Source organism: Streptomyces zaehneri, from assembly GCF_032248645.1.
In the GTDB taxonomy this organism is placed as follows: domain Bacteria; phylum Actinomycetota; class Actinomycetes; order Streptomycetales; family Streptomycetaceae; genus Streptomyces; species Streptomyces coriariae.
Genome location: NZ_JASTTJ010000081.1, coordinates 1 through 364, shown reverse-complemented (window position 1 = coordinate 364; position 364 = coordinate 1). Strand labels below are relative to the sequence as shown.

Below are 364 nucleotides of genomic sequence, written 5' to 3'. Positions count from 1 at the left end.
GCGAGTGGGTGCGGGAGGCGGGTGTCCTCGACGGCGGCTACTGGTACCGCAACCTGCGTGGCCAGGTCCGTTTCGGTCCCGCCATCGCCGACCTGCTGGCCGGCGGCCACACCGTGTTCGTGGAGTCCAGCGCTCACCCGGTTCTGGTCCAGCCGGTCAGCGAGATCGTCGACCAGGCCGGCACAGAGGCCGTGGTCGGTGGTTCGCTACGCCGTGGCGATGGCGGCCCGCGCCGACTGCTGACCTCGATGGCCGAACTGTTCGTCCGGGGCGTCCCCGTCGACTGGGCGGGTGTCCTCCCGGCCAGTGCCGCCGCCACCCAGGTCGATCTGCCGACGTATGCCTTCGATCATCAGCATTACTG

Annotated in this window: 1 protein-coding gene; it reads left to right on the top strand. The window is 70.1% G+C overall.

Translation table 11 applies throughout. The annotated features are described in order from the left end of the window. On the top strand, positions 1 to 364 hold a 364-nt coding region (locus QQM72_RS40730; RefSeq protein ID WP_314225842.1), incomplete at both ends, for an acyltransferase domain-containing protein.